Here is a 1,025-nt window from a genome sequence, read left to right as displayed (position 1 = left end):
GTAGCAAAAGACCCGGGTCGCCGCATCTTGAGCAAGAAAGGCCAAGATCCCTTTCTGACGTCGGCTCCTTTTAGAGACATAGTGTTTTTCCACTAGGGCGTCTTCCCCATGGAAAGGGATCGTGTGGAAGTCACAATCGAAGGACGATCCGCGATCGATCCCGAGGGTTTCCAGGGCATCAAACCAGGCTCTCATCAAGCGAGGATAGCCCTGGGGATCGATTCGGCAGCTATACTCGGTCAGGAAGGATCGCTTTGGAATGGCATTGAGTCCAGCAAACAAAGCAAGTCCTTCGTCCAGGACATAGCTCATCACGTCACTGTGCCGGGCAGAGCCAAAGAGCTTCAAGGCCAAAAGGGATCGGACGGCATGTCCCGCAGGAATCATCTTCGATCCGGGAAACCCTGCTTCATGAAGGATCTGATCAAAAGGGAGGGAGGCCATAAAGGGCATGAAAAGAAAGAGGCCCCCGAATCGGGTTCGGCATTGTCTGGGCGATAGATCCAGCTGGCGGGCGTCGGCCAGGGGAGCCACAACCGGTCTGGCAGCAGCAGGACGCTCTTCGTCTTTTCTTCGGGGCAGTCTCGCAAAGCCTTCTTCTTTCAAGATGAGAGAGATCCTCGCTGCGCTTACAGGATGTCCTTTTGTCTCCATCACTCGGCTGATATCATAGATGGAGAGGTTTTCTTTACGTAAAGCGAGCACCTGTTCCCGGACCAGGCCCCTTTTGGGAGATTTCTGAGGCCCCTTCGTTGGCGGGAGGAAAAATGGCCGGTGGGGATTTTGTCGGAACTGATGGACCAGCACCCTGAAGCTTCCCCTGGAGTATCCGAAGCGCGAAGCGGCTTCTTTGCTGCTGAGTTTATCCACGAAATAGGCCCTGAGGGCCTCGTACTGTCGATGGGTGGAATTGGAGGGCTCGAGAAAGACGCGAGTCAGGTCTGTTATCTTTTTTACTGAACTTATAAACATAGTTCCACTATATCATATTATCATCTCCTTGTCAAGAAAAAAATGTATGACCC

At 52.8% G+C, this 1,025-nt stretch carries 1 pseudogene; it reads right to left on the bottom strand.

Features of this window, described 5'->3' with window-relative positions:
- A pseudogene (locus tag HW443_RS11770) lies at positions 1–972 on the bottom strand (hypothetical protein); the annotation flags it as partial.
- Between the last annotated feature and the right edge of the window lie 53 nt (positions 973–1,025).

Source organism: Candidatus Hakubella thermalkaliphila (genome assembly GCF_013281975.1).
In the GTDB taxonomy this organism is placed as follows: Bacteria; Actinomycetota; Humimicrobiia; order Hakubellales; family Hakubellaceae; genus Hakubella; species Hakubella thermalkaliphila.
Note: the sequence above shows the minus strand (reverse complement) of the source record. Positions and strands in the feature narration are given on the sequence as shown.